Raw genomic sequence first — 23,899 nt, 5'->3', positions numbered from 1 at the left:
ACCGGTAACTCAGATAGCCTTGAGCGTACCTTTTGGCAGGGTCGCGGCAATGGCGCCCTTCTGGAACTTCAGTTCGACGGTGTCGGACACTTCCAGGACCACGAAGTCATCGGCAACCTTGACGATCTTGCCGGCGATGCCGCCGTTGGTGACAACTTCGTCACCTTTCTGCAGGTTGCTCAGCAGGTTCTTCTGCTCTTTTGCACGCTTGGCCTGCGGGCGCCAGATCATCAGGTAGAAGATGACCAGGAAGCCGACCAGGAAGATCCACTCGAAGCCGGTACCGGCTGGGCCGGCGGCTGGGGCTGCTGCGTCCGCGTAGGCGGCGGGGATAAAGAAGCTCATTGGGCTCTCCTAATGGAATTTTCTAATAATGGTTGCGAACAGTCAGTCCAAAGGCGGAACGGGAAGCCCGCGCTTGGCGTAGAAGGCGTCGACAAAGGCGGCCAATTTACCCTGTTGAATAGCCTCGCGTAAACCGGCCATCAAGCGCTGGTAATGGCGCAAGTTGTGGATGGTATTCAGCATGCTGCTCAACATTTCGCCGCACTTGTCCAGGTGGTGCAGGTAGGCGCGGGAGAAGTTGGTGCAGGTGTAGCAATCGCAGGTCGGATCCAGCGGCGATTCATCGTGGCGATGGAACGCGTTGCGGATCTTGATCACCCCGGTATCGACGAACAGATGGCCGTTGCGCGCGTTGCGCGTGGGCATCACGCAGTCGAACATGTCGACGCCGCGGCGCACACCCTCTACAAGATCTTCCGGCTTGCCTACCCCCATAAGGTAACGAGGTTTGTCAGCCGGCATCTGCGCGGGCAGGTAGTCCAGCACCTTGATCATCTCGTGCTTGGGTTCGCCCACCGACAGGCCGCCGATGGCCAGGCCGTCGAAGTCGATGTTGACCAGCGCTTCCAGCGAGCGCATGCGCAGGTCCTGGTACATCCCACCCTGAACGATACCGAACAGCGCCGCGGTGTTGTCGCCATGGGCGTTCTTCGAGCGCTGGGCCCAGCGCAGCGACAGCTCCATCGAGGTGCGCGCCACGTCGTGCTCGGCCGGGTACGGCGTGCACTCGTCGAAGATCATCACGATGTCCGAGCCCAGGTCGCGCTGGACCTGCATGGACTCTTCCGGCCCCATGAACACCTTGGAACCGTCCACTGGCGATGCGAAGGTCACGCCTTCCTCCTTGATCTTGCGCATGGCGCCCAGGCTGAACACCTGGAAACCACCGGAATCAGTGAGGATAGGGCCTTTCCATTGCATGAAATCGTGCAGGCCGTTGTGTTTCTTGATGACCTCGGTGCCCGGGCGCAGCCACAGGTGGAAGGTGTTGCCAAGGATGATCTCGGCGCCGATGGCCTCGATGTCACGCGGCAGCATGCCCTTGACCGTGCCATAGGTGCCCACCGGCATGAAGGCCGGGGTTTCGACCGTGCCACGGGGGAAAGTCAGCCGGCCGCGACGGGCCTTGCCGTCGGTGGCCAGCAGTTCGAACGACATTCGACAGGTGCGACTCATGCTTGATCCTCTGGGCCGCGTGGCGCCGGATTGCGGGTGATGAACATGGCATCACCGTAACTGAAGAAGCGGTAACCGTTCGCGACCGCCGCCGCGTAGGCGGCCATGGTCTCGGGGTAACCGGCGAAGGCCGAGACCAGCATCAGCAGCGTGGACTCCGGCAGGTGGAAGTTGGTGACCAGGCAATCGACCACATGGAACGGCCGGCCGGGGAAGATGAAGATGTCGGTGTCGCCGCTGAACGCCTTGAGCTCGCCATCGCGCGCCGCGCTCTCCAGCGAACGCACGCTGGTGGTGCCCACGGCGATCACCCGCCCGCCACGGGCGCGGCAGGCCTGCACGGCATCGACCACATCCTGGCCCACTTCGAGCCACTCTTTATGCATGGTGTGGTCTTCGATCTTGTCGACCCGCACCGGCTGGAAGGTGCCCGCCCCTACGTGCAGGGTGACGAAGGCGCGTTCAACGCCTTTGGCGGCGATCTTTTCCAGCAGCGCCTCGTCGAAGTGCAGGCCGGCGGTGGGCGCGGCCACGGCGCCGGCGCGCTGAGCGTAGACGGTCTGGTAGCGCTCGCGGTCGGCGCCCTCGTCGGGGCGGTCAATGTACGGCGGCAGCGGCATATGGCCGACGCGCTCGAGCAGCGGCAGCACCTCTTCGCTGAAACGCAGCTCGAACAGCGTGTCGTGGCGGGCGACCATCTCGGCCTCGCCACCGCCGTCGATGAGGATCTGCGCGCCTTCTTTAGGCGCCTTGCTGGCACGCACATGGGCCAGCACGCGGTGGCTGTCGAGCACGCGCTCGACCAGCACTTCCAGCTTGCCGCCGGAGGCTTTCTGGCCGAACAGCCGCGCCGGGATCACCCGGGTGTTGTTGAACACCATCAGGTCACCGGGGCGCAGGTAGTCGAGCAGGTCGGTGAACTGCTTGTGGACCAGTTCGCCGCTGGGGCCGTCGAGCACCAGCAGGCGGCTGCCATGACGCTCGGCCAGTGGATGGCGGGCAATCAGGGAATCGGGGAGTTCGAAGGAAAAATCGGCGACGCGCATGATGATGTTCGGGTTCGACAGGGCCGGGAAGTTTAGCCCAATGCGTGAAAATTGACCATGAAAGCCGATTGACCGCCTTGGGCGACCTCTCTATACTGCGGCGCCACAAGCCCTGATGGCGGAATTGGTAGACGCGGCGGATTCAAAATCCGTTTTCGAAAGGAGTGGGAGTTCGAGTCTCCCTCGGGGCACCAAGATCCAGAAAAAACCGACCTTATGGTCGGTTTTTTTGTGTCTGGCATGCCAGGGTGCTAAGAGGCAGCTGCTTTACCGCCTCTAGCCAAGTCTTGCGACACTCCTGACTGCACAGAAAATCACACTTAGTGCGATTTACCGTAGCGCCACAGCATTGACTTCACGTTACCAGCCGCACAGGGTAAGTGACTTCTAGCCCCATCGGAACATTCCCTGTGCCACTAAGCCATCGCCCCGTTCAGCCTGCCGATATCGCCACGCTCTGCGGCTTCCCTCAAAGCCCGGACGAACTCTTCTACATGTTCCCCAAAGCCACCTACCCGCTCACACCCGCGCAGCTGAGCGAAGCCATCACCCTGCGCAGCGGTTCGACTGTCATCGAGGCCGATGGCGTGATCGTTGGCTTCGCCAATTTCTACAAAGCCGAACACGGCGGCGTCTGCGCATTGGGTAATGTGGTGGTGGCGCCGGCTGCGCGGGGTCAGGGGGTGGCACGTTATCTGGTGCAGTGCATGATCGGCCTGGCTCGCGAAGAGTTCGCAGCGCGGGAGGTCTGGGTATCGTGTTTCAATCACAACACCGCAGGGCTGCTGCTTTATCCACAGCTGGGTTTTGTACCGTTCGGGATCGAGGAGCGGCGGGCGCCGGATGGAAGCCGGGTGGCGCTGGTGCAGATGAAGCAGGTGTTGGGCTGAGGTTGATATGGTTTACCGGTGTGCAGTGTGGCCTGGATTGAGGCTGCGTTGCAGCCATCGCGGGTCAAGCCCGCTCCCACGCTGACGATGCTCGCAATTCTACTCACCGTGCGACAGTGCAGTACAAAAGACCGGGTGCAAGGAATCTGGCTGGACTAGCCATCTGTAGTGCGCAAGCGTGCGGCCTGGACATGGGACTGGGCTCGAATGATTTCATCTGCGTCACCTTCGGCCAGTACCTGTGACAGGTATTCCTGAATCGCTGCCTCTGAATCCAGTAGATCCGCAACCTTGAATGACGTCAGTTCACTGGTCATGCTCGACTTCCTGAAAGTGAATGGGTCATGAGCCTAAACCATCGCCGCGAGGGACGTTTCTCCGCTTGATGTAGGCATCTTCTTAAGCACTGATCAGAAAAACCACGTTACACCCTGCGACGAATCCCAGCGAACCTTAACCCCTCCCGCGACGTCGGAACCTGCATCCCCGCTTCGAGGTTCCCCCAACGTGAAAGCCCTCCTCGCCCGCAAGTACCGCCTGGTGGTCAAGACCTTCGGCTACATCGGCTGGTCGCTGTTCTGGCTGCTGATCTGGGACGTGCTGGTCACCATCGACTTCATGCTGTTCTTCAACAGCAAGTTCAGCCTGCCGCTGATCCCGCTCACCCTGCTGGGCTCGGCGCTGGTGGTGCTGGTGAGCTTTCGCAACAGCAGTGCCTACAACCGCTGGTGGGAGGCACGCACCTTGTGGGGGGCGCTGGTGAACAGTTCACGCAGTTTCGCCCGGCAGGTGCTGACGCTGGTCGACGACCCGGCTGACGGGCCGAACCCGGTGAAGGCGACCTTGCTGCGCCGGCACATCGCCTATGTGAACTGCCTGGCCGCCCACCTCAAGAACGAGAAATGCCCGGACGAGCTGATGGCCTTCATACCGCCCGGCGAGTTCGAACGGCGCAATCGCTCCAACAACTTCGCCAACGACATCCTCAGCGGCTCGGCGGCACTGCTGGCCCAGGAATACCAGGCCGGGCGGCTGGACAGCATTCGTCTGGCGCGCCTGGAGTCGACGCTGGTGGACCTGTCCAACGCCCAGGGCGGGATGGAGCGGATCGCCAATACGCCGCTGCCCTACCCTTATGTGTACTTCCCACGGCTGTTCATCACGCTGTTCTGCCTGATCGTGCCGGTGGGGCTGGTGGAATCGCTGGGCTGGTTCACGCCGCTGGCCTCGACCGTGGTCGGCTTCATGCTGCTGGCGATCGAACGGATCGGCACGGACCTGCAGAGCCCGTTCCGCATCAGCGAGCATCAGATCCCGATGGACACGATCTGCGAGACCATCGAACGCAACCTGGAGTCGATGCAGCGTGAGGCGCAGTGTACAGCCAGCGTGCCTTGAGCGCCCGGCCCCTGCCTACCCCCGCCGTGCGTACTCCCGACACCCTTCCCAACCGATCCCGCTCTGGGCCGTGTGCTGCAACAACCACTCCAGCGCCGGCTGGGCCTTGGGCAAGCCGTCACGGAACTGGATCACCCCCTTGCGCCACAGCAGCATCAACGTCAGCACCCGCTGCGCCGAGGCCTCGGCGGTCAGCGGCCCGTCATCCTGGGCATCGATGTCCCACAGAGAAACCCGCAGTTGCTGGCTGTCCAGGAACGCTTCGCCATCGGCGCGTCGCTGGCCATAGGGCGGACGGAACAACGGTACATACTGTTCGGCCAAGTCGGCCTGCACCCGCGCCTGGCTGCGTCGCAGTGAGTCCTGCCAATCCTGCCACTGGGCATGAGAGCGGTATTCCCAGCCCTGGATACCCACGCACTGGCCGGCATACAGATCGCCCAGCGGGCCGGCATCGCGGCGTTGCTGCAGGCGATTGCCGAGCACGAAGAAAATCCCATCGAGCTTCTGCCGACGCAGGTAGTCAGCCAGCGCATCGGTGCTACCGCCCTGAGGGGCAGGGCCGCTGACGAAGGTCAGCAGGAACATCCGGTCATTGAGTTCCTCGCCATTGCGCTCACGATCGGAGAGCTTGGCCACTTCGCTGGTGGTCTGCGGGAACAGCGCGGCCTTGCGCAGTTGCTCATCCAGGTAACGGGTATGGAACTGATGACTGGGCTCTACCCACTCGGTGTAGAACGAGCCGACATCATCGGCGAAAACGGCCGCCTGCGTGCGTAGATCCGCCATGGACTCAACCGGGTAGCAGAACGAGGCATCCTGCTCGCAGCTCTGCTGCGCCTGTTGATAACTGGTCCACAGGCGCTGCCACAGACGAGCGCGCACGGCCCGCACGACGCTCAGGTTGACCTGGCGCAGGCCAAGGCGGCTCTTCAACGCCGGCTCGTCGAGCATCTCGCTTTCGTGCAGCACCCGGGCAAACGACAGGATTTCCGCCCGCGACGCAACATCGAACAGCGTCGGGCTGTTCAGCTGCTCGGGCCACAGGTCACGGTCGAAACTGACGAAATTCGCCGGGGCCGCCTGCGCACCCAGGCTCAGCAGCCCGGCGAACAGGGCAAACGCGATACGCACGATGTGCATTCTCCTTGAAGGCATGCCGCGCACTATAACGCGACGCCCGCCGCTTGCCTGTGGCGATGTTCGCTGACTATCGTCGCCATAGTTTGGCGTTGCGCCGGCAGCCCCGTAGAATTCGCCCGACGATTCCAGGAGCCGACCCGATGCTGACGGTGATTTCCCCCGCCAAGACCCTCGACTACGACACCCCGCCGGTGACCCAGCGCCACACCCTGCCCCAGTACCTGGACGATTCCCAGGAACTGATCGTGCAACTGCGCGAGCTGTCGCCAGCACAGATCGCCGAGCTGATGCACCTCTCCGACAAGCTCGCCGGCCTCAACGCCGCGCGTTTCGGCAGCTGGACCCCCGATTTCACCCCGGCCAACGCCAAGCAGGCACTGCTGGCGTTCAAGGGCGACGTCTACACCGGGCTCGATGCCGAAAGCCTGGGCGAGGACGATTTCAGCTATGCCCAGGATCACCTGCGCATGCTCTCAGGTCTGTACGGCCTGCTGCGCCCGCTGGACCTGATGCAACCCTACCGCCTGGAAATGGGTACCAAGCTGGCCAACGCCCGCGGCAAGGACCTGTATGCCTTCTGGGGCACGCGCATCAGCGAGTGGCTGAACCAGGCGCTGGCCGACCAGGGCGACGACGTGCTGCTGAACCTGGCCAGCAACGAGTACTTCAGCGCGGTGAAGAAAAGCGCCCTGAAGGCACGGGTGATCGACGTCGACTTCAAGGACCTGAAGAACGGCCAGTACAAGATCATCAGTTTCTATGCCAAGAAAGCCCGCGGGATGATGAGCCGCTTCGTGATCCAGGAGCGGGTCAACGACCCGGAGCAGCTCAAGCGCTTCGATGCGCAGGGCTACTACTACAGCGCGGAGCAGTCCAAACCCGACCACCTGGTATTCCTGCGCGATCACGCTGAGGGCTGATTTTTTCAGCGCCGCTTTGCAGCTCATCGTGGGGCAAGCCCGCGATGAGCCCATCAGCCCTGCAACGGGGCACGCTGCAAAAAGCCATCAGCCAAAATTCCAGCGTCAATAAATCATCAGCCACATCCTTATCGCAAAACGCCATAAGACCGTTCGTAGTTTTTTGACGATTTTTGAAAAATATTTTCGCATGCTGGCATATAACCATCCCCCTGCGATTTCGCCCTTTATATACGGGGATGAAACTGTGGCGTGCCATCACATTGAAAGTATTTCCCTCTGAAAAAATATTTAGAAATCTTTCACCGTGGCGGAACCGCCCCAGGAACTTCTGCTACGCCCAATGGCTCATAGCACCCGTAACGAGTTTCAAGCGCTGAGCGTGAGAAATGACTTACAGATGACAAAGGGCCGCTATTCACAATCGGCCCCACAACTTCAACGGCGGTACAGGAAGTGCCTGAAGCCATTATCCATGCAGGAGAGAAGCGCCCCTAAAATTCGTCCTAGTGGTTGATTTCAAAGGATTTATCCACTTGAAAGAACAAGCACAGCAATTTGCGAATGGCGATTTGCAATAAAGACGGCTGCATTTCAGGGCACGCCTTTTAAATATTGGCCTTTGACTGCCAACTTTGAGTGCATAACTTTTTGCGCTCCGGATTTATTCATGCCTGCGTTCGGTGAAGTGTCAATTCGCCACGGATCCGTACGCCCGAATACTGCTGGTCAATCAACCCGGTCGGCTCTTCGCTGAAGGGCTGGCGTGATAAACACACGAGGTGAATGCGATGCGTATCAGCATCTTTGGTTTGGGTTATGTGGGTGCAGTCTGTGCCGGTTGCCTGTCGGCACGAGGCCATGACGTGATTGGGGTGGACGTGTCCAGCACCAAGATCGACCTGATCAACCAGGGCAAGTCGCCCATTGTCGAACCGGGCCTGGAAGCTTTGCTGCAGCAAGGCATCACCAAAGGCCGCCTGCGTGGCACCACCGACTTCGCCGAAGCCATCCGCGCCAGCGATGTGTCGATGATCTGCGTCGGCACGCCGAGCAAGAAGAACGGCGACCTGGGCCTGGAGTATATCGAGTCGGTGTGCCGCGAGATCGGCTACGTGCTGCGCGACACCGACCGCCGTCACACCATCGTGGTACGCAGCACCGTGCTGCCGGGCACCGTCAAGAACGTGGTGATCCCGATCCTCGAGGACTGCTCGGGCAAGAAGGCCGGTGTCGATTTCGGCGTGGCGGTCAACCCCGAGTTCCTGCGCGAAAGCACCGCGATCAAGGACTACGACCACCCACCAATGACCGTCATCGGCGAACTGGACAGCGCCAGCGGCGACGTCCTGCAAGCCCTGTACGAAGAACTCGATGCCCCGGTGATCCGCAAGCCGATCGAAGTGGCCGAGATGATCAAGTACACCTGCAACGTCTGGCACGCGACCAAGGTCACCTTCGCCAACGAGATCGGCAACATCGCCAAGGCGGTCGGCGTCGATGGTCGCGATGTGATGGACGTGGTCTGCCAGGACAAGGTGCTCAACCTGTCGCAGTACTACATGCGCCCCGGCTTCGCCTTCGGTGGCTCGTGCCTGCCCAAGGACGTGCGCGCCCTCACCTACCGCGCCTCGAGCCTGGACGTGAAGGCGCCGCTGCTCGACTCGCTGATGCGCAGCAACGAGTCCCAGGTGCAGAACGCCTTCGACATCATCGAAAGCCACGACAAGCGCAAGGTCGCCCTGCTCGGCCTGTCGTTCAAGGCCGGTACCGACGACCTGCGCGAAAGCCCACTGGTGGAGCTGGCCGAGCGCCTGATCGGCAAGGGCTACCAGCTGGACATCTACGACCAGAACGTCGAGTACGCCCGGGTGCACGGCGCCAACAAGGAATACATCGAATCGAAGATTCCGCATGTGTCCTCCTTGCTCAACGCCAACTTCGAGCAGGTGGTGAACGACGCCGACATCATCGTGCTGGGCAACCGTGATGAGAAGTTCCGCGCCCTGGCCCAACAGGCACCGGCCGGCAAGCAAGTGATCGACCTGGTCGGCTTCATGAGCAAGCCGACCTGCACCACCAGCCGCACCGAAGGCATCTGCTGGTAAACCCGGTCGGGCGGCGCGTCCCTCCCCAGCGCGCCGCCCTCCCCACCCCGAATTCTCGACGGATGCCGAACATGCAAAGGTTCCAGACAGTGCTGTTGCAGTGCGCCGGCTGGCTGCTCTACATGAGCCTGCTCATGCTGATCGCCCTGGCCCTGCCCAGCGATATCTTCGATTCGCAGTCGAAGCACTTCATCTTCCTGGTCGGCGCTGTCGGCATCTGGCGCTACTCCATGGGCGCCACCCATTTCATCCGCGGCATGATCTTCCTCTACCTGGTCTACCCATACCTGCGCCGCAAGGTGCAGAAGCTCGGCAAGGCCGCCGACCCGTCGCATGTGTACCTGATGGTCACCAGCTTTCGCATCGATGCACTGACCACTGCCCAGGTGTACAGCTCGGTGATCCGCGAGGCGATCGACTGCGGCTTCCCCACCACGGTGGTCTGCTCGCTGGTGGAGAAGTCCGACGAGCTGCTGGTCAAGAGTCTGTGGGCCAAGTACAACCCGCCCGGACACGTCACCCTGGACATCGTGCGCATCGCCGGCACTGGCAAGCGCGATGGCCTGGCCTATGGCTTTCGCGCCATCTCGCGGATGCTCCCGGACGACAACGCCGTGGTGGCGGTGATCGACGGCGACACCGTGCTGGCCGAAGGCGTGGTACGCAAGACCGTGCCGTGGTTCAAGCTCTACCCCAACGTCGGCGGCCTGACCACCAACGAGTTCTGCGAAGTGCGCGGCGGCTACATCATGAGCGAATGGCACAAGCTGCGCTTCGCCCAGCGCCACATCAACATGTGCTCCATGGCCCTGAGCAAGCGCGTGCTGACCATGACCGGACGCATGTCGATGTTTCGCGCCAGCGTGGTGACCAACCCCGAGTTCATCGCCGACGTCGAAAGCGACTCGCTGATGCACTGGCGACTGGGCCGCTTCAAGTTCCTTACCGGCGACGACAAGTCCAGCTGGTTCAGCCTGATGCGCCTGGGCTACGACACCTTCTACGTACCTGACGCGGCGATCAACACGGTGGAGCACCCGCCGGAGAAAAGCTTCGTCAAGGCCAGCCGCAAGCTGATGTACCGCTGGTACGGCAACAACCTGCGGCAGAACTCCCGCGCCCTGGGCCTGGGCCTCAAGCGCCTGGGGCTGTTCACCAGCATCGTCCTGCTTGACCAGCGCGTGTCGATGTGGACCAGCCTGCTGGGCCTGACCGTGGCGGTGATCGCCAGCTTCAAGTTCGGCCTGCAGTTCCTGCTGGTGTACCTGCTGTGGATAGGCATCACCCGCCTGATCCTCACCATCATGCTGCTGTGCTCGGGGCACAACGTAGGCCCCGCCTACCCGCTGATTCTCTATTACAACCAGATCGTCGGCGCGGTGATGAAGATCTACGTGTTCTTCCGCCTCGACAAGCAGTCCTGGACCCGCCAGCCCACTGCCCTCAAGCGCGACCTCGCAAGTTTTCAACAATGGTTCAACACCTGGTCCTCGCGGACCATGACCTTCTCGGCCGCGAGCATCTTCGTCGCCGTGCTGTTCATGGTCGTGTGAGCCCCCGGATCGGATAACAGGAACGAATATCGCCATGAATACCGCCGTGAACGTCAACGTCGTGCATGAATCCGAAGCGCAGCGCCAGCATGCCCGGGTGCGCATTCCCGCCAAGCTGCGCTACCTGGACGGCAACCGCGAGCCGCACGAGGTGAAGGTTGACGACCTGTCCGCCGGGGGCCTGTCCTTCCATGCGGCGAAGCCCCTGGCCGAAGGCGAAGTGCTGCGCGGCCGCCTGCAGTTCGTGGTCGACAACCTCGGCCTGTCGATGGACGTCGAGCTGCTGGTACGCACCAGCAGCCGCGACACCGGCCGCACCGGCACCGAGTTCCAGAACCTGGAGCCACGCGACATCGCCACCCTGCGCCATATCATCACCAGCCACCTGTCCGGCGAGCTGATCAGCGTCGGCGACGTGCTCAGCACCCTGCAGCGCGACAACTTCACCAAGGCGCGCAAGCAGAAGGACGGGGGCTCAGGCCTGTCCGCCTTCGGCCGCCTGCGCGCGGTCACCGTCACCGCCGGGGTGTTCGTGGTCGGCCTGGTGGCCTTCGGCTTCGTCGCCAAGTCGCTGTATGGCCTGTACTTCGTCAGCCATGCCGAGGCCGGCGTGGTCGCGGTGCCCACCACCAATGTCACCATGCCCCGCGATGGCAGCGTGCAGAGCCTGGTGGAAAACGGCGCGAGCGTGGCCAAGGGCGCGCCATTGGCAACCTTTAACACCAGCATGCTCGATTTGCTCAAGGGCCACCTGGACGACTCGCAACTGGAGCCGGCCAAGGTCGAGGAGCTGTTCGGCAAGCAGCTCTCCGGCACCCTTACCAGCCCGTGCGACTGCGTAGTCTCGCGCCAGTTGGTGGATGACGGCCAGTACGCCAGCAAGGGCCAGCCGGTGTTCGCGCTGATCCCGCGCACCAGCACCCCGACCATCGAGGCGCGCTTCAGCTATCGCCAGTTCGATGAAGTGAAGCCGGGCACCCGGGTCAACTTCCAGATCGCCGGCGAGGATGAAGTACGCAGCGGCCGGATCACCGGCAGCTCGAGCCTGGACACCGACAACCTGGCCTCCGATATCCGCGTGCAGATCAAGCCCGACGGCGGCCTGCCGGCCGAACTCGCCGGCCGCCCGGCCTCGGTCAACAGCGACCGTGGCCCGTCGCTGAACTGGCTGATCGACAAGGCCGTGGCCCGCGGGCTGTAAGAGGATCGGATAATGACCAGCAGACACCCCGATATCTGTGGGAGCCGGCTTGCCGGCGATCGAGTGCGCAGCACTCGCCCAGCGGATGCAGCGCCTGCACTGGCCTCTCGCCGGCAAGCCGGCTCCCACAGGGACAGCTTGCGCCTGGGGGCATGCGCCCTGGCCGCCGCCATTACCCTGGCCGGCTGCGCCGGCCTGCCCGACCAGCGCCTGGCCAACGAAGCGCTCAAGCGCGGCGACACCGCCACCGCCGAACGCAACTACAAGGCCCTCGCCGACCTCGGCTACAGCGACGCCCAGGTCGGCCTGGCCGATATCCAGGTCGGCACCCGCGACCCGGCCATGCTCAAGCAAGCCGAGGCCACCTACCGCGCCGCCGCCGCCACCTCGCCCCGTGCCCAGGCGCGCCTCGGCCGCCTGCTGGTGGCCAAGCCCGACAGCACCCAGGCCGAGCGCGAAGAGGCCGAGACCCTGCTCAAGCTCGCGGCGCGACAAGGTGAGACGAACACCCTGATCCCGCTGGCGATGCTCTACCTGCAATACCCGCAGAGCTTCCCCAAGGTCAACGCCCAGCAACAGATCGACCAGTGGCGCGCCGCCGGCAACCCCGAAGCCGGCCTGGCCCAGGTGCTGCTGTACCGCACCCAGGGCACCTACGACCAGCACCTGGGCGAGGTGGAGAAGATCTGCAAGGCCGCGCTGTCGACTACCGACATCTGCTACGTGGAACTGGCCACCGTCTACCAGAAACGCGCCCAGCCCGAGCAGCAGGCCGCCCTGCTTGAGCAGCTCAAGGCCGCCCATGCCCGCGGCACCGTGCCGGCCACCCGGGTCGACAGCGTCGCCCGCGTGCTGGCCGACCGCAGCCTCGGCCAGACCGACGAGAAGACCGCCAAGGACCTGCTCGAGCAGGTCGCACCGGCCAACCCGGCATCCTGGGTGAGCCTGGCGCAGCTGCTCTACGACTTCCCCGAACTGGGCGACACCGACCAGTTGCTGGCCTACATCGACAAGGGCCGCGAAGCCGAGCAGCCACGCGCCGAACTGCTGCTGGGCCGCCTGTACTACGAAGGCAAGACCGTGCCGGCCGATGCGGCCAAGGCACAGGAGCACCTGCAGGCTGCCGCCGACGCCGGCGAGGTCAGCGCCGACTACTACCTCGGCCAGCTGTACCGCCGTGGCTACCTGGGCCAGGTCGAGCCACAAAAGGCCGTCGACCACCTGCTCGCCGCCGCCCGTGGTGGCCAGAACAGCGCCGACTACGCCCTGGCCCAGCTGTTCAGCGAAGGCCACGGTATCCGCCCGGCGCCGACCAATGCCTGGGTGTTCGCGCAGCTCTCCCAGGCCAACCCGACCCCACAGTCGGCCGAACTGCTGCAACAGCTCGACCAGCAGCTCACGCCCGACCAGCGCAGCCAGGCGCAAACCCTGCTGGCGCAGGAAAAGCAGGCGCGCGGCAGCATGGCCCAGGGCGCCAACAGCACCCTGGCCATCGAAGCGCTGCAGGACGAGAAAGAAGAAGTAGACGCCGAGGACTCGCTATGACGCTCAACCCCTTCGTGAAAGCCGGCATCGGCCTGGGCTTCGCCCTGCTGTGGTCGATGCCGACCCTGGCCGCCGAGACCGCGCAGAAGAACTTCGGCCTCGACGTGAAGATCACCGGCCAGTCCGAGGACGACCGCGACCTGGGCACCCGCTCCGGCGGCGATGTCAACGGCCTCGGCCTTGACCTGCGCCCCTGGGTGTACGGCGAGCGCGGCAACTGGAGCGCCTTCGCCATGGGCCAGGCGGTGGCCGCCACCGACATCATCGAGACCGACACCCTGCGCCAGAACGACGACGGCACCACCAGCGACAACGGCGACGACAGCCGCAAGCCGGACAAGAGCTACCTGGCCATGCGCGAATTCTGGATCGGCTACAGCGGCCTGACCCCCTACCCCGGCGAGCAGCTGCGCTTCGGCCGCCAGCGCCTGCGCAGCGACGACGGCATGTGGCGCGACACCAATATCGAGGCGCTGAACTGGACCTTCGACACCACCCTGCTCAAGGCCGACCTCGGCGTTGCCCAGCGCTTCAGCGAATACCGCACCGACCTCACCGAGCTGGCCCCCGAAGACAAGGACCGCACCCATGTCTACGGCAACGTTGCCACGCAATGGACACCCGGCCACTGGGTTGGCCTGCGTGCCCACCACAGCCATGACGGCGGCAGCCTGAAGCGCCCCGGCGAAACCGTCGACGCCCTCGACAAGACCCGCACCGGCGACCTCACCTGGCTGGGTCTGGAGGCCAACAGCGACGCCTACAACTGGCGCAACGACCACACCGTCAACTACTGGGGCAGCGTCACCTGGCTGACCGGCGACCGCGACACCCTCAGCAGCCAGGCAGTCGGCAACGATCAGGTCGCCACCGGCAAGCAGAGCGGCGACGTCAACGCCTGGGCCACCGACCTCGGCATCCGCCTGCGCCTCGACCCGCAGTGGCAGGTCGGCGCGGCCTACGCCCGAGGCAGCGGCGGCGGTGGCAGCGACGGCTCGAACAACTTCGAGCAGACCGGCCTTGAGAGCAACCGCTCCAACTTCACCGGCACCCGCTCGCGCGTGCACCGCTTCGGCGAGGCGTTCCGCGGCGAGTTGGGCAACCTGCAGGCGGCCACCCTGTTCGCCTCCTGGCAGCTGCGCGACGACTACGACGCCAGCTTCATCTACCACAAGTTCTGGCGCGTCGACGGCAAGCAGAACATCGGCTCCAGCGGCATCAACGCGGTGGTCGACGACGGTGGCATCAGCCGCCCGCTGGTGCAGGGCGAAAAAGACCTCGGCCAGGAAATGGACGTGGTCGTGACCAAGTACTTCAAGCAGGGCCTGCTGCCGGCCTCGATCAGCCAGTCGATCGACGAACCGTCGGCCCTGGTGCGGCTGCGCGCCGGTGTGTTCAAGCCGGGCGACGCCTACGGCAAAGAAGCCGACTCGTACATGCACCGCGCCTTCGTCGACGTGATCTGGCGCTACTGAGGCCGGGAGAGGATAGCCATGAACCTGCACCCGAACCTTCGCCACAGCCTGCTCGCCAGCGCCCTGCTGCTGGCCGGCGGCCTTGCCCAGGCCGCCGAGCCCGAAATGGCCAAAGGGCTGCAACAGGCCAAGACCTATACCGTCTCCAGCGCGCCGATCGAGCCGCTGAAGATGGACCCGCCCAAGCTGCCCGACCTGTCCGGCTACACCGCACAGGCCGTGCAGCAGAAGATCGACCGCCGGCACAAGGGCAAGGTCAGCGTGCGCCGCATGCTTCAGGAGGACACCCTCAAGGAGTTCATCGGCGGCGACAACAAGGGCGCCGAATGGGTCCGCCGCCAGCACGGCATTCCCCAGGCGATCTTCGTCGATGACGGCCACGTCGACCTGGTGGAGCTGAGCAAGAAAGTCCCCAGCCAGTACCTGCGTGAAACCGCGCCGGGCGTATACCTGGCGCGCCTGCCGATCGTGGTCGGGCGCAAGGGCGTGCTGGAGATCGACGGCAAGGTCAAGGAACTGCGCCTGTCCGAGGAAGGCGGTTCGTTCATCGTCAACGACGGCAAGCTGTTCGTCAGCGATACCCAGGTCACTGGATGGCGCGAGCAGGCCAATGGCCCGGCGACCTTCCGCAAGCCCGACGAATTCCGCCCATTCCTGCTCAGCTGGGGCGGCACCGAGACCTACATCGTCAACAGCAAGATGGCCAGCTTCGGCTACGCCAAATCCAAGTCCTATGGCGTGAGCATCTCGCAGTACACGCCGAACATGGCCAAGCAGATGGGCCGCCCGGAACCCACCGGCTGGATCATCGGTTCCGAGTTCAGCGACATGTGGTACGGCTTTTATTGCTACGAAACCCAGGACTTCTTGATCAAGGACTCGACCTACCGCGACAACATCGTCTACGGCATCGACCCCCACGACCGCTCGCACCGCCTGATCATCGCCGGCAACACCGTGTACGGCACCAAGAAGAAGCACGGGATCATCGTCTCCCGTGAGGTCAACGACAGCTGGATCATCAACAACAAGAGCTACGACAACAAGCTCTCGGGGGTGGTGATCGACCGTAACAGCGTCAACAACCTGATCGCCTACAACGAGATCTACCGCAACCACACCGACGGCATCACCCTGTACGAGAGCGGTGACAACCTGATCTGGGGCAACAAGCTGATCAACAACCGCCGCCACGGCATCCGCGTGCGCAACAGCGTGAACATCCGCCTGTACGAGAACGTCGCCATGGCCAACGGCCTGGTGGGCGTGTACGGCCACATCAAGGACCTGTCCGACACCGACCGCGACATCGCCCTCGACCCGTTCGACACCAAGGTGTCGCTGATCGTGGTCGGCGGCGAGCTGGCGGCCAACGGCTCGGGCCCGCTGTCGATCGATTCGCCGCTGTCGGTGGAGTTGTACAAGGTGTCGATGCTGATGCCGCGCAAGGCCAACGGCATCAGCTTCAACGGCGTGCTCGGCGAGCGCCAGGACGAAATCCTCGACCTGCTGGTGCGCCAGCAGAAGGCCGTGCTGATCGACCCGGTCGAACGCCAGACCGAAATGATCGACTAAGGAAGCCCAGACCATGACTCCACACCTGATGAAACTGCTGGGCCTGTCCGCCGCCCTCCTGGCCATCAGCCAGGGCGTGCGCGCCGAAGACGTCAAGGCGCCGACCTTCAGCGCCGAACCGTGCTGCCAGCTGTGCCCCGAGGCCCACGACGCCAGCCGCTACACCACGCGCTACCAGCAGAACTTCACCACCCTGGTGCAAGCCCAGGGCGACTGGCTGTTCCGTACCCGTGAGGACCTGCGCACCGAATTCGACACCACCCCGGGCGGCTACAAGCGCCTGCAGCAGGTGCACGACGCCTTCAAGAAGCGCGGCGTCGAGCTGGTGGTGGTGTACCAGCCGACCCGTGGCCTGGTGAACCGCAACATGCTCAACCCCGAGGAAAAGGCCGCCTTCGATTACCAGAAGGCGCTGCGCAACTACCAGGCCATGCTGCAGCGTTTCGCCAGGATGGGCTACAACGTGCCCGACCTGTCGCCGCTGACCAACGAGCAACTGGCCGCCGCCGACCAGGGCAAGGACTTCTACTTCCGCGGCGACCAGCACTGGACGCCCTACGGCGCCGAGCGCGCGGCAAAGATCGTGGCCGACACGGTGCACAAGATGCCGGCCTTCGAAGGCATCCCGCGCAAGGAGTTCGAGACCAGGAAGTCCGGGCGCATGGGCAAGACCGGCACCCTGCACAACGTCGCCGGCCAGCTGTGCGGCACCAGCTATGCGGTGCAGTACATGGACCAGTTCGCCACCGAACCGAAGGGCGCCGCCGGCGGCGACGACCTGTTCGGCGATTCGGGCAACGCGCAGATCACCCTGGTGGGCACCAGCCACAGCGGCAAGAACTACAACTTCTCGGGCTTCCTCGAGCAGTACATCGGTGCCGATGTGCTCAACGTCGCCTTCCCCGGGGGCGGCCTGGAAGGCTCGATGATCCAGTACCTGGGCAGCGAGGAATTCCAGAACAACCCGCCGAAGATCCTGGTCTGGGAGTTCTCGCCGCTGTACCGCCTCGACCAGGAAACCATCTGGCGGCAGATCCTCGGCCTGCTCGACGATGGCTGTGACGATCGCCCGGCACAGATGAGCGCCAGCGCCACCCTCAAGCCCGGCAAGAACGAGCTGATGGTCAATGGCAAGAACGGCGTGATCAAGGACCTGGTCAACCGCAACCACCAGCTCGACATCAAGTTCGAGGACACCTCGGTGAAGGTGTTGCAGGCCACCCTGTGGTACCTCAACGGCCGCCACGAGGACATCAAGATCGAGAAGCCCGAGACCTCCGACACCGACGGGCGCTTCGTCTTCCAGATGCGCGAGGACGAAGACTGGGCAGGCCAGAACCTGCTCGCCCTGGAGGTACAAGGGCCAGAAAGCGGTACGCAGAAAGTCGAAGCCAAACTCTGCAAACGCAACAACTTCGCCAGCCCCGCGCAGCACACCGCGCAAGCTGGCCAGTGAGGCGACCATGACCACCATCAGCAGCAAGACCGCACCCGCCCTGCTCGCCCTCGCCCTGTTCGGCGGCGCGGCGCAGGCCGCGCTGGTGCCGCCCCAGGGTTACTACGAGGGCATCGAGAAGCTCAAGACCGGCGACGGCAATTTCCGCTGCGAAGCCGCGCCCAAGCCCTATACCGGCGCGCTGCAGTTCCGCAGCAAGTACGAAGGTTCGGACAAGGCCCGGGCGACGCTCAATGTCGCCTCGGAAAAAGCCTTCCGCAAATCCACCGAGGACATCACCACCCTCGAGAAAGGCGTCAGCAAGATGGTCGGCCAGTACATGCGCGATGGCCGCCCGGCGCAGCTGGACTGCGCCTTGACCTGGCTCGACACCTGGGCACGGGCCGATGCGTTGATGTCCACCGATTACAACCATACCGGCAAGTCCATGCGCAAATGGGCCTTGGGCAGCATGAGCGGCTCGTGGCTGCGCCTGAAGTTCTCCAACTCGCAGCCACTGGCGGCGCACCGCGCCGAGGCCGAGCAGATCGAGAAATGGTTCGTGCGCCTGGCGCGGCAGACCGTGCGCGACTGGAGCGACCTGCCGCTGGACAAGATCAACAACCACAGCTACTGGGCGGCCTGGTCGGTGATGGCCACCGCCGTCGCCACCGACCAGCGAGAGCTGTTCGACTGGGCGGTGAAGGAATACAAGGTCGGCGTCAACCAGGTCGACGAGCAGGGCTTCCTGCCCAACGAGGTCAAGCGCAAGCAACGCGCCCTGGCCTACCACAACTACGCCTTGCCGCCGCTGGCGATGATCGCCAGCTTCGCCCAGGCCAACGGCGTGGACCTGCGCAAGGAAAACAACTTCGCTCTGCAGCGTCTCGGCGAAGGCGTGCTGGCCGGTGCCCGCGACCCTGTTCATTTCAACACCCGCGCCGGCGTGAAACAGGACCTCAAGGATCTGAAGATCGACAGCAAGTACGCCTGGCTCGAACCGTGGTGCGCGCTGTACCAGTGCGTCGGCGACACCCTCGAGCGCAAGCATGACATGCAACCGTTCAACAGCTTCCGGCTGGGGGGTGATGTGACGCGGGTCTACGACCCGAGCGCGGAACAGAAAAAGTAACGCGATCCCTGTGGGAGCCGGCTTGCCGGCGATGCAAGGCAAAGCCTTGCCCTGCGATGGCCGGGGCCGGCAAGCCGGCTCTCACAGGGGACTAGGTTGCCTTCCAGCTTTTTGTTGGGGGGTTTGGGGGGCGCTGTGCCCCAGGTGCTGTGCATAACTAGGAGAACCGGGATGGTCTTCTCGTCCAACGTGTTCCTGTTCCTGTTCCTGCCGGTTTTCCTCGGCTTGTACTACGTGAGCGGGAATCGCTATCGCAACCTGCTGCTGCTGGTTGCCAGCTACATCTTCTACGCCTGGTGGCGGGTGGACTTCCTCGCCCTGTTCGCCGGGGTCACCCTGTGGAACTACTGGATCGGCCTGAAAGTCGGCGCCGCCGGCGTGCGCACCAAGCCCGCGCAGCGCTGGCTGCTGCTCGGCGTGGGCGTCGACCTGTGCATCCTCGGCTACTTCAAGTACGCCAACTTCGGCGTCGACAGCCTCAACGCGATCATGACCTCGATGGGGCTGGAGCCGTTCATCCTCACCCACGTGCTGCTGCCGATCGGCATCTCGTTCTACATCTTCGAGTCGATCAGCTACATCATCGACGTGTACCGCGGCGACACTCCGGCCACGCGCAATCTGATCGACTTCGCGGCCTTCGTGGCGATCTTCCCGCACCTGATCGCCGGCCCCGTGCTGCGCTTCAAGGACCTGGTCGACCAGTTCAACAACCGCACCCACACCCTGGACAAGTTCTCCGAAGGCTGCACCCGCTTCATGCAGGGTTTCATCAAGAAGGTGTTCATCGCCGACACCCTGGCGGTGGTCGCCGACCACTGCTTCGCCCTGCAGAACCCCACCACCGGTGATGCCTGGCTCGGCGCCCTGGCCTACACCGCGCAGCTGTACTTCGACTTTTCCGGCTACAGCGACATGGCCATCGGCCTGGGCCTGATGATGGGCTTCCGCTTCATGGAAAACTTCAAGCAGCCCTACATCAGCCAGTCGATCACCGAATTCTGGCGGCGCTGGCACATCAGCCTGTCGACCTGGCTGCGCGACTACCTGTACATCACCCTGGGCGGCAACCGCAAAGGCACCTTCAACACCTACCGCAACCTGTTCCTGACCATGCTGCTGGGCGGGCTGTGGCACGGCGCCAACTTCACCTACATCATCTGGGGCGCCTGGCACGGCCTGTGGCTGGCCATCGAGCGCGCGCTGGGGCTGGACACCAATCCACAGCGTTTCAACACGGTGAAATGGGCCTTCACCTTCCTGCTGGTGGTGGTCGGCTGGGTGATCTTCCGCGCCGAGAACCTGCACGTGGCCGCCCGCATGTACGGCGCCATGTTCAGCTTCGGCGACTGGCAGCTGTCGGAAATCAACAGCGCCCAGCTCACCGGCCTGCAGGTCGCCACGCTGGTCGTCGCCTACCTCAGCCTGGCGTTCTTCGGCCTGCGTGATTTCTACCGCAACGCCAAGCCAACGCCAAAGGCAACGCCCGTGCAAATCAACGCCGACGGGTCGGTGGGGCTGGACTGGACGCGGATCATGACCCGCGCCCTGGTCCTGCTGCTGTTTGTCGCCTCGGTGCTCAAGCTCTCGGCGCAGAGCTACTCGCCTTTCCTCTACTTCCAGTTCTGAGGCCCCGATCATGAACCGGACACTTCGCATCACCTATTCGCTGTCGTTCATGGGCCTGCTGGTCGGGTTGGGCGCATGGTCGGTCGGCGGGCTGGAAAGTTTCAACCGCACCGGGCAGATGACCCTGCTCGACGGCAAGCTGGCCAAGGCCGCCGAAACCCACTACGACGAGCAGTTCCCGATCAAGCGCGTCGGCACCAACCTGTGGGCCGCGCTGGACTTCAAGCTGTTCAACGAAGGCCGCCCCGGCGTGGTGCTGGGCCGCGACCAGTGGCTGTTCACCGACGAGGAATTCAACCCCACCGCCGGCGCGCAGCAACAGATGCAGGACAACCTGGCCCTGGTGCGTGGGGTGCGCGACGCACTGCAACGCCAGGGCGTGCAACTGGTACTGGCGATCGTCCCGGCCAAGGCCCGCCTCTACTCCGAATACATCGGCAAGGAGACGCCGGCCAGCCTGCACGACGACCTGTTCAACCAGTTCCACGCCCAGGCGCGCCAGGCCAATGTGTTCGCCCCCGACCTGCTGGCGCCGCTGGAGCAGGCCAAGGCCCGCGGCCAGGTATTCCTGCGCACCGACACCCACTGGACGCCGATGGGCGCCGAAGTGGTTGCGCAATCGCTGGCCGAAGCCGTCGACCGCCAGCAGTTGCTCACCGGCGAGCCACAGGCGTACATCACCGAGGCCGGCGCCAGCGCGCCGTACAAGGGTGACCTGACCAACTTCCTGCCGTTGGACCCACTGTTCAGCAACCTGCTGCCCACTCCCGACACCCTGCAACAACGCAAGACCCACCCGGTGCAGGCCGAGGGCGGCGAAGGTGGCGACGCGCTGTTCGACGACAGCCGCATCCCGGTGGCGCTGGTGGGCACCAGCTACAGCGCCAACCCGCACTGGAACTTCCTCGGCGCCCTGCAGCAGGCCCTGCGCAGCGACGTCGCCAACTACGCCGAAGACGGCCACGGGCCGTTGCTGCCAATGCTCAAGTACCTGCAAAGCGACGCTTTCAAAAACGCCCCGCCACAGGTCGTGGTGTGGGAATTCCCCGAACGGTATCTGCCAATGAAGAACGACCTCAGCGCCTTCGATCCGCAGTGGATCGCGCAGCTGAAGAACTCCCGCAAATCCGAAGAAAACCTGGCCCTGTCGTCCAACCGGACGGACCACTGAAGATAGAGAGGAACACGCACATGACCACCAAGACTTCCATTGCCAAAGCCCTCACCCTCGCCGCCGGCCTGACCCTGGCCTCGATGCAGGCCTTCGCTGGCGCCGATGCCGCCCTCTATGGCCCGAGCGCGCCGAAAGGCTCGACCTTCGTGCGCCTGTACAACGCCGCCAGCAGCCCCACCGCCGCCAGCGTCGGCAACACCCAGATCAAGCAGGTCGGCGCCCAGGCCAGCAGCGACTTCAGCTTCCTGCCCGGCGGCGACTACACCGCCCAGGTCGGCGGCAAGAGCGTGCCGGTCAAGCTGGCCGCCGACAAGTACTACACCCTGGTCAACAACAGCGGCGGCAACCCGCAGCTGATCGAGGAGCCACCGTTCAAGAACAAGCAGAAGGCCCTGGTGCGGGTGCAGAACCTCAGCGACCAGCAACTGACCCTGAAGACCGCCGACGGCAAGACTGAAGTGGTCAAGCCGGTGGCGGCCAAGGGCCGTGGCGAACGTGAAATCAATCCGGTCAAGGTCAACCTTGCCCTGTATGCAGGCGACAAGAAAGTCGGCGACGTCAAACCCGTCGCCCTGGAGCGCGGCGAAGCGGCCGTGCTGTATGTCACCGGTTCCGGCAACAGCCTGTCGCCGGTGTGGGTAACTCGCCCCGTGGCTAGCAACTGATCCCCCTGCCTCTAAAACGACTATTGGAGAAACATGATGATCCCGGTAATTCTTTCTGGTGGTAGCGGTTCGCGTCTGTGGCCTCTGTCGCGCAAGCAGTTCCCCAAGCAGTTCCTGGCCCTGACCGGCGAACACACGCTGTTCCAGCAGACCATCGAGCGCCTGGTATTCGATGGCATGGACACCCCCATCGTGGTCTGCAACAAGGACCACAAGTTCATCGTCCAGGAGCAGCTAGGTGCGCTGAAGCTGGAAACCCAGGCCATCCTCATGGAGCCGTTCGGCCGCAACACCGCGCCGGCAGTGGCCATGACCGCGATGAAGCTGGTCAACGAAGGGCGTGACGAACTGATGCTGGTGCTCCCGGCCGACCACGTGATCGAGGACCAGAAGGCCCTGCAGCGGGCCCTGGCCCTGGCCACCGTGGCCGCCGAGCGCGGCGAGATGGTGCTGTTCGGCGTGCCGGCGACCAAGCCCGAGACCGGCTACGGCTATATCCGCTCCAGCCAGGACGCGCTGCTGCCCGAGGGCGTGGCACGGGTCGCGCAGTTCGTCGAGAAACCCGACGAGAAGCGCGCCAACGAGTTCGTCCGCGCCGGCGGCTACTTCTGGAACAGCGGCATGTTCCTGTTCCGCGCCAGCCGCTTCCTCGAGGAGCTGAAAAAGCACGATCCGGATATCTACGACACCTGCCTGCTGGCGCTGGAGCGCAGCGACGAAGACGCCGATGTGCTGAGCATCGACGAAGCCACCTTTGCCTGCTGCCCGGACAACTCCATCGACTACGCGGTGATGGAGAAGACCCAGCGCGCCTGCGTGGTGCCGCTGTCGGCCGGCTGGAGCGACGTAGGCTGCTGGTCGTCGCTGTGGGATGTGCACGAGAAGGACGACAACGGCAACGTGACGAAGGGCGACGTGGTGGTGCAGGACAGCCACAACTGCATGATTCACGGCAATGGCAAGCTGGTGTCGGTGATTGGCCTGGAGAACATCGTGGTGGTCGAAACCAAGGACGCCATGATGATCGCCCACAAGGACAAGGTTCAGGGGGTCAAGCAACTGGTCAACACGCTGGACGCCCAGGGCCGCAGCGAAACCCAGAACCACCTGGAGGTCTACCGCCCCTGGGGCTCGTACGACTCGGTGGACATGGGCGGGCGGTTCCAGGTCAAGCACATCACCGTCAAGCCGGGCGCCAGCCTGTCGCTGCAGATGCACCACCACCGCGCCGAGCACTGGATCGTGGTGTCCGGCACCGCTGAGGTGACCTGCGACGAGAACGTGTTCCTGCTGACCGAGAACCAGTCCACCTATATCCCCATCGCCTCGGTGCACCGCCTGCGCAACCCAGGCAAGATCCCGCTGGAGATCATCGAGGTGCAGTCCGGCAGCTACCTGGGCGAGGATGACATCGAGCGCTTCGAGGATGTGTATGGGCGCACCTCGACGCCGGTGGAGCGTGGGGTTTCGGTGAAGACCATCGCGCAGT

General features: G+C 63.8%; 20 protein-coding genes and 1 tRNA gene. 16 read left to right on the top strand and 5 right to left on the bottom strand.

All coding sequences use genetic code 11. The features are described from left to right. Positions 1-9 precede the first annotated feature (9 nt). From yajC to queA, 3 genes are read right to left on the bottom strand one after another with little or no spacing between them, the layout of a single operon-like run. Positions 10-345, bottom strand: a complete 336-nt coding sequence (yajC, locus tag ACQ4OD_RS01760) for a preprotein translocase subunit YajC (protein ID WP_102682084.1) — start codon at positions 343-345, stop codon at positions 10-12. Between the two features lie 42 nt (positions 346-387). Further along, positions 388-1,503 carry a tRNA guanosine(34) transglycosylase Tgt gene (tgt, locus tag ACQ4OD_RS01755; protein ID WP_023629281.1) on the bottom strand — a complete coding sequence of 372 codons (1,116 nt, stop codon included), beginning with the start codon at positions 1,501-1,503 and terminating at the stop codon, positions 388-390. A gap of 14 nt (positions 1,504-1,517) precedes the next feature. After that, positions 1,518-2,567: a tRNA preQ1(34) S-adenosylmethionine ribosyltransferase-isomerase QueA gene (gene queA, locus ACQ4OD_RS01750; protein WP_430943795.1), complete on the bottom strand. Its 1,050-nt coding sequence runs from the start codon at positions 2,565-2,567 to the stop codon at positions 1,518-1,520. Between the two features lie 109 nt (positions 2,568-2,676). On the opposite strand from queA, the gene ACQ4OD_RS01745 reads away from it, so the two are divergent. Next, positions 2,677-2,761: transfer RNA gene (locus ACQ4OD_RS01745), tRNA-Leu, on the top strand. 216 nt (positions 2,762-2,977) lie between these two features. Beyond that, positions 2,978-3,457: a GNAT family N-acetyltransferase gene (locus ACQ4OD_RS01740; protein WP_102682087.1), complete on the top strand. Its 480-nt coding sequence runs from the start codon at positions 2,978-2,980 to the stop codon at positions 3,455-3,457. 155 nt (positions 3,458-3,612) lie between these two features. On the opposite strand, the gene ACQ4OD_RS01735 is transcribed toward ACQ4OD_RS01740, so the two are convergent. Next, positions 3,613-3,774 (bottom strand): DNA-binding protein, encoded by a 162-nt coding sequence (locus ACQ4OD_RS01735; RefSeq protein WP_198754927.1) that lies wholly within the window; start codon positions 3,772-3,774, stop codon positions 3,613-3,615. A gap of 190 nt (positions 3,775-3,964) precedes the next feature. Here ACQ4OD_RS01735 and ACQ4OD_RS01730 point away from each other — a divergent pair, with 190 nt between their 5' ends. Further along, positions 3,965-4,855, top strand: a complete 891-nt coding sequence (locus ACQ4OD_RS01730) for a bestrophin family protein (RefSeq protein ID WP_111532086.1) — start codon at positions 3,965-3,967, stop codon at positions 4,853-4,855. A 15-nt stretch (positions 4,856-4,870) separates the two neighbouring features. Here ACQ4OD_RS01730 and ACQ4OD_RS01725 read toward each other — a convergent pair whose 3' ends face one another. Continuing rightward, the gene (locus tag ACQ4OD_RS01725; protein WP_139668964.1) at positions 4,871-5,989 is read right to left on the bottom strand and encodes a polysaccharide deacetylase family protein; all 1,119 of its coding nucleotides are present in this window, start codon (positions 5,987-5,989) and stop codon (positions 4,871-4,873) included. Between the two features lie 149 nt (positions 5,990-6,138). Between ACQ4OD_RS01725 and yaaA the strand changes: the two genes are divergently transcribed. The 13 genes from yaaA to ACQ4OD_RS01660 all read left to right on the top strand — a co-directional run. Next, a complete protein-coding gene (yaaA, locus tag ACQ4OD_RS01720; protein ID WP_046854239.1) occupies positions 6,139-6,918 on the top strand; it encodes a peroxide stress protein YaaA in 780 nt (259 codons plus the stop codon). A 791-nt stretch (positions 6,919-7,709) separates the two neighbouring features. Next, positions 7,710-9,026 carry a nucleotide sugar dehydrogenase gene (locus ACQ4OD_RS01715; protein WP_430943794.1) on the top strand — a complete coding sequence of 439 codons (1,317 nt, stop codon included), beginning with the start codon at positions 7,710-7,712 and terminating at the stop codon, positions 9,024-9,026. 71 nt (positions 9,027-9,097) lie between these two features. After that, a complete protein-coding gene (locus ACQ4OD_RS01710) occupies positions 9,098-10,579 on the top strand; it encodes a glycosyltransferase family 2 protein (protein WP_173862416.1) in 1,482 nt (493 codons plus the stop codon). A 34-nt stretch (positions 10,580-10,613) separates the two neighbouring features. After that, entirely contained in the window at positions 10,614-11,780 is a 1,167-nt protein-coding gene (locus ACQ4OD_RS01705; RefSeq protein WP_277501970.1) for an alginate biosynthesis protein Alg44, read from the top strand. Positions 11,781-11,792: 12 nt separating this feature from the next. Continuing rightward, positions 11,793-13,325, top strand: coding sequence for an alginate biosynthesis TPR repeat lipoprotein AlgK (gene algK, locus ACQ4OD_RS01700; RefSeq protein ID WP_258701340.1), 1,533 nt, complete (start codon positions 11,793-11,795; stop codon positions 13,323-13,325). Further along, positions 13,322-14,800, top strand: a complete 1,479-nt coding sequence (locus ACQ4OD_RS01695; RefSeq protein WP_102682095.1) for an alginate export family protein — start codon at positions 13,322-13,324, stop codon at positions 14,798-14,800. The genes algK and ACQ4OD_RS01695 overlap by 4 nt, the downstream gene beginning before the upstream one ends. An 18-nt stretch (positions 14,801-14,818) precedes the next feature. Next, on the top strand, positions 14,819-16,375 hold the full coding sequence (gene algG, locus ACQ4OD_RS01690; protein ID WP_430943793.1) for a mannuronan 5-epimerase AlgG: 1,557 nt from the start codon (positions 14,819-14,821) through the stop codon (positions 16,373-16,375). Positions 16,376-16,388: 13 nt separating this feature from the next. Beyond that, entirely contained in the window at positions 16,389-17,831 is a 1,443-nt protein-coding gene (locus ACQ4OD_RS01685; RefSeq protein ID WP_102682097.1) for an alginate O-acetyltransferase, read from the top strand. Between the two features lie 7 nt (positions 17,832-17,838). Next, a complete protein-coding gene (locus tag ACQ4OD_RS01680; protein ID WP_110699976.1) occupies positions 17,839-18,942 on the top strand; it encodes a mannuronate-specific alginate lyase in 1,104 nt (367 codons plus the stop codon). Between the two features lie 171 nt (positions 18,943-19,113). Next, complete coding sequence (locus tag ACQ4OD_RS01675) at positions 19,114-20,571, top strand: MBOAT family O-acyltransferase (protein ID WP_430943792.1); 1,458 nt, start codon at positions 19,114-19,116, stop codon at positions 20,569-20,571. A gap of 10 nt (positions 20,572-20,581) precedes the next feature. After that, positions 20,582-21,742, top strand: a complete 1,161-nt coding sequence (locus ACQ4OD_RS01670) for an alginate O-acetyltransferase (RefSeq protein WP_102682100.1) — start codon at positions 20,582-20,584, stop codon at positions 21,740-21,742. A 20-nt stretch (positions 21,743-21,762) separates the two neighbouring features. After that, entirely contained in the window at positions 21,763-22,410 is a 648-nt protein-coding gene (locus tag ACQ4OD_RS01665; RefSeq protein ID WP_102682101.1) for an alginate O-acetyltransferase AlgF, read from the top strand. 36 nt (positions 22,411-22,446) lie between these two features. Continuing rightward, a partial coding sequence (locus ACQ4OD_RS01660; protein WP_139669305.1) for a mannose-1-phosphate guanylyltransferase/mannose-6-phosphate isomerase occupies positions 22,447-23,899 on the top strand: 1,453 nt, incomplete at its 3' end.

This window comes from Pseudomonas sp. WC1, assembly GCF_050586565.1.
In the GTDB taxonomy this organism is placed as follows: Bacteria; Pseudomonadota; Gammaproteobacteria; order Pseudomonadales; family Pseudomonadaceae; genus Aquipseudomonas.
Note: the sequence above shows the minus strand (reverse complement) of the source record. Positions and strands in the feature narration are given on the sequence as shown.

Excerpts from the sequence above, each read along its gene's own strand:
- yajC (WP_102682084.1), bottom strand. The coding sequence starts at position 345 with ATGAGCTTCTTTATCCCCGCCGCCTACGCGGACGCAGCAGCCCCAGCC.
- tgt (WP_023629281.1), bottom strand. The coding sequence starts at position 1,503 with ATGTCGTTCGAACTGCTGGCCACCGACGGCAAGGCCCGTCGCGGCCGG.
- queA (WP_430943795.1), bottom strand. The coding sequence starts at position 2,567 with ATGCGCGTCGCCGATTTTTCCTTCGAACTCCCCGATTCCCTGATTGCC.
- ACQ4OD_RS01735 (WP_198754927.1), bottom strand. The coding sequence starts at position 3,774 with ATGACCAGTGAACTGACGTCATTCAAGGTTGCGGATCTACTGGATTCA.
- yaaA (WP_046854239.1), top strand. The coding sequence starts at position 6,139 with ATGCTGACGGTGATTTCCCCCGCCAAGACCCTCGACTACGACACCCCG.
- ACQ4OD_RS01715 (WP_430943794.1), top strand. The coding sequence starts at position 7,710 with ATGCGTATCAGCATCTTTGGTTTGGGTTATGTGGGTGCAGTCTGTGCC.
- ACQ4OD_RS01710 (WP_173862416.1), top strand. The coding sequence starts at position 9,098 with ATGCAAAGGTTCCAGACAGTGCTGTTGCAGTGCGCCGGCTGGCTGCTC.
- ACQ4OD_RS01705 (WP_277501970.1), top strand. The coding sequence starts at position 10,614 with ATGAATACCGCCGTGAACGTCAACGTCGTGCATGAATCCGAAGCGCAG.
- algK (WP_258701340.1), top strand. The coding sequence starts at position 11,793 with ATGACCAGCAGACACCCCGATATCTGTGGGAGCCGGCTTGCCGGCGAT.
- ACQ4OD_RS01695 (WP_102682095.1), top strand. The coding sequence starts at position 13,322 with ATGACGCTCAACCCCTTCGTGAAAGCCGGCATCGGCCTGGGCTTCGCC.
- algG (WP_430943793.1), top strand. The coding sequence starts at position 14,819 with ATGAACCTGCACCCGAACCTTCGCCACAGCCTGCTCGCCAGCGCCCTG.
- ACQ4OD_RS01685 (WP_102682097.1), top strand. The coding sequence starts at position 16,389 with ATGACTCCACACCTGATGAAACTGCTGGGCCTGTCCGCCGCCCTCCTG.
- ACQ4OD_RS01680 (WP_110699976.1), top strand. The coding sequence starts at position 17,839 with ATGACCACCATCAGCAGCAAGACCGCACCCGCCCTGCTCGCCCTCGCC.
- ACQ4OD_RS01675 (WP_430943792.1), top strand. The coding sequence starts at position 19,114 with ATGGTCTTCTCGTCCAACGTGTTCCTGTTCCTGTTCCTGCCGGTTTTC.
- ACQ4OD_RS01670 (WP_102682100.1), top strand. The coding sequence starts at position 20,582 with ATGAACCGGACACTTCGCATCACCTATTCGCTGTCGTTCATGGGCCTG.
- ACQ4OD_RS01665 (WP_102682101.1), top strand. The coding sequence starts at position 21,763 with ATGACCACCAAGACTTCCATTGCCAAAGCCCTCACCCTCGCCGCCGGC.